The sequence below is a fragment of the Streptomyces sp. RP5T genome (genome assembly GCF_003933965.1).
In the GTDB taxonomy this organism is placed as follows: Bacteria; Actinomycetota; Actinomycetes; order Streptomycetales; family Streptomycetaceae; genus Streptomyces.
In genome coordinates this window covers 1-3,299 of the sequence record NZ_RSAJ01000775.1, presented here as the reverse complement: position 1 = coordinate 3,299, position 3,299 = coordinate 1, and the positions used below count along the sequence as shown (strand labels likewise).

The window sequence follows — 3,299 nt, the reverse complement described above, 5'->3', positions numbered from 1 at the left end:
CCTCCACCCCCGCCCGCAGCGCCTCGGTGAGCTGTTCGGCACTGACCTCGGCGGCGTCCCCGAGCGCCTTGCCGGTCCGCCGCAGCAGGGTTCCGTACAGGGGGCCCGAGGCGCCGCCGACCGTCGAGATGAGGGTGCGGCCGGCGAGGACGAGGACCGCGCCCGGCGTCTCCGGGGCCTCCTTCTCCAGGGCCGTGGCCACCGCGGTGAACCCGCGCTGGAGGTTGCTGCCGTGGTCGGCGTCCCCGATGGGGGAGTCGAGGGCGGTGAGGTGTTCCGCCTCACGGTCGACGGAGGCGGCGGTCGCCGTCATCCAGCGGTGGAAGAAGTCGGCGTCGAGCACTGGATCTCCTTGCGTGGTCGGTACGTCGGTCGCTTGCTCACACGCCCCAGCGCAGCCCCGGCGTGCGCACCGGCGCGTCCCACAGGCGCAGCAGTTCCTCGTCCACCTGGCACAGGGTGACCGAGGCGCCGGCCATGTCGAGCGAGGTGACGTAGTTGCCGACCAGGGTGCGGGCGACGGGGACCCCGCGGTCGGCGAGCACCCGCTGCACCTCGGCGTTGAAGCCGTACAGCTCCAGCAGCGGGGTGGCTCCCATGCCGTTGACCAGGACGAGCACGGGGTTGCGCGGGCTCATGTCGTCCAGGATCGCGTGCACCGAGAAGTCGGCGACCTCCCGTGAGGTCATCATCGCCCGCCGCTCCCGGCCGGGCTCGCCGTGGATGCCGACGCCGAGTTCCAGCTCACCGGACGGCAGGTCGAAGGTGGGGCTGCCCTTGGCGGGCGTGGTGCAGGCGCTCAGCGCGACGCCGAAGCTCCGGGAGTTCTCGTTGACCTGACGGGCGATCGCCTCCACCCGCTCCAGGGGCTGCCCCTCCTCCGCCGCGGCCCCCGCGATCTTCTCCACGAACAGCGTGGCGCCGGTGCCCCGCCGACCGGCCGTGTAGAGGCTGTCGGTCACCGCCACGTCATCGTTGACGAGCACCTTGGCGACCTGGATGCCCTCGTCCTCGGCGAGCTCGGCCGCCATGTCGAAGTTGAGCACGTCACCCGTGTAGTTCTTCACGATGAACAGCACTCCCGCCCCGCTGTCCACGGCGGCCGCCGCCCGCACCATCTGGTCCGGCACCGGAGAGGTGAACACCTCGCCCGGACAGGCGGCGGAGAGCATGCCGGGTCCGACGAAACCACCGTGCAGCGGCTCGTGCCCGGAGCCGCCGCCGGAGATCAGGGCGACCTTCCCGGCGACGGGGGCGTCCCGCCGTACGATCACCCGGTTCTCGACGTCCACGGTCAGCTCCGGATGGGCGGCCGCCATACCGCGCAGGGCGTCCGCGACCACGGTTTCCGGGACGTTGATCAGCATCTTCATGGGTACCTCCGGGTGGGACGAGGGATGGGCTCGTGGTCTGCGTTCTAACAGTTCAGAACCCGTGTGACCAGTAGGCGATCTTGGCGGTCCGCGGCGGCCGCGAGCGGGAGGGCCGCTGTCGGCAGTATCTGCCTTGCGGCAGTGCAGGTCACGGGTACGGGGGCGCTCGGGCGCGCCCGCCACCCGGAACCTGTCTGTCTCAGCTGCGTGACCGCGGGTTGGTCATCCCCGAGCGAGGGCCGGCCGGCTTGGTCGGCGGATCCGTGCGCAGCGGCTGAAGAGGGCCGGTGTGCAGGCAGGTGTCGGCTGCTCTTCGAGGTGAGGGGTGACGGTCCTGCCGTCTGCCGTCTGCCGTCTGTGCATGGGTAAGGGGCGGCGCGCGTCCGTGGAGATGGGGACGCGCGCCGCCGAGTGCCGAGTGCCGAGTGCCGGAAGGGCGGGGAGTCAGCCCCGCAGCGGATTGGCGCGGCCCGCGGCCAGGAGGTACCAGGCCGTGGCGCCGGTGTGCCGGTAGGGGTAGTAGCCGAAGCCGAAACCGGTGTCGAGCGGACTGCTCGCCGAGACGACTCCGGAGCGGGCCGGGAGGGCCGTGCCGCCGACGGTCTGGGTGCCGCCGAGGAGGTCCTGGGCGCGCTCGATCGATGCGAGGAGGCCGCGGGCGCGCTTCTCGTCGCCGGTGTGCCCCCGGTGGCGCAGCGCGAGCGCGAGGTGGGCGGTGCCCTCGAACCACACGCCGTTGCGGTCCGGTCTGGGCTGCCCGTCGGCGATGGGGGCGCCCTCGTTCGCCAGCAGGCTCGCCGAGCTGAAGGTGACGCCCGGGTAGGACTGTCCCGCGGGAACCGTGCTGTTGGGGCGGTCCGCCGTGTCCAGGACGGCCAGCTCGGTCGCGGCCCAGTCGAGGGAGCGGGAGTGGGCCGGGGAGGCCAGGGCGAGGTGGGTCCAGGTCTGGGTGTCCTCGGGGATCGGCGACCTGTTGATCGTCACGCCGTCGTTGGTGCCGGTGTAGAAGAAGCCGCCCGAGGGCTCCCACATCTTCTCGACGAAGGCCCTGGCACGCGCGCGGCGTTCCCGCCAGACCTTGTCCCCGGTCAGCCGGGCGAGCCGCCCGAACAGGCCGACCAGGTCGGTGTTGTGCTCGGTCGAGGTGAACGGGAGTTTCTCGTCCGCCCCGTTCACCCCGAACTTGTAGCCGCCCAACGGCTCGTCGGTCCGCCCCACCCGTTCGATCCACTCACCGATGCGCACCGCGCCGGTCAGGAACCGTCGCTTGCCGGTACGGCCGGCCAGCGCGCCGAGCGCGATACCGGCCCACGCCATGTCGCCCACGGCGGTGCCGGTGAAGCCGAACTGCGTACCGACGTTGGCCGTGCCGTCCGCCCTGACGAACCCGTCCGGCTGCGGGGAGCCGTCGTAGAAGGTGTACGGCCCCACGTTGTAGGCCTGTCGCAGGCGACCGTCGTCGTGCACCGGGTCGTGGGCCTGGGCGTACAGCAGCGCGTCACCGAGGGCGACGGCCCGCGACTCGCCCGCGGGGCAGGCGAGATGGGCCAGGATCGCGAGGGCGTTGTCGTACGTGAACGCCGTGCTGAACAGTCCCGCCTGGTCCGTGTAGCTCTGGGTGAGCCGGATCGGTCCGTGGTCCGGGTAGGCGTCCATGGCTGCGGCCAGGAAGGCCTGCGCCCGGCGGGGTGCGGAGGCCCCGGAGGCGGTCCGGGCCGCCCGGGCGGTGCCGGTGCCGGTCGCGGCGAGGACCGCGACTCCGAGGCCGGTCCCGATGAGGGCGCGGCGGCCGAGAGGTGGGCGGGGACTGCCGGTCATGGGTCTCCTCGGAGGTACTCCGGCCACGGAGGCCGGGTTTTTGAGAGCGCTCTCAATGGGGCGGGATCATTCTGCTGTCGCACCCGGGGCGGGTCAACGTCTCGGGAG

3 protein-coding genes are annotated in these 3,299 nt (G+C 72.4%); all 3 read right to left on the bottom strand.

The window, feature by feature from the left end; translation table 11 throughout:
• Positions 1-343, bottom strand: a 343-nt coding sequence (locus EHS43_RS40785) for a DAK2 domain-containing protein (protein ID WP_125195578.1), incomplete at its 3' end; no start/stop codon positions are given.
• 37 nt (positions 344-380) lie between these two features.
• Positions 381-1,373, bottom strand: coding sequence for a dihydroxyacetone kinase subunit DhaK (gene dhaK / locus EHS43_RS40780; RefSeq protein ID WP_125195577.1), 993 nt, complete (start codon positions 1,371-1,373; stop codon positions 381-383).
• 444 nt (positions 1,374-1,817) lie between these two features.
• Positions 1,818-3,191 (bottom strand): Tat pathway signal sequence domain protein, encoded by a 1,374-nt coding sequence (locus EHS43_RS40775; protein WP_125195576.1) that lies wholly within the window; start codon positions 3,189-3,191, stop codon positions 1,818-1,820.
• Positions 3,192-3,299 lie beyond the last annotated feature (108 nt).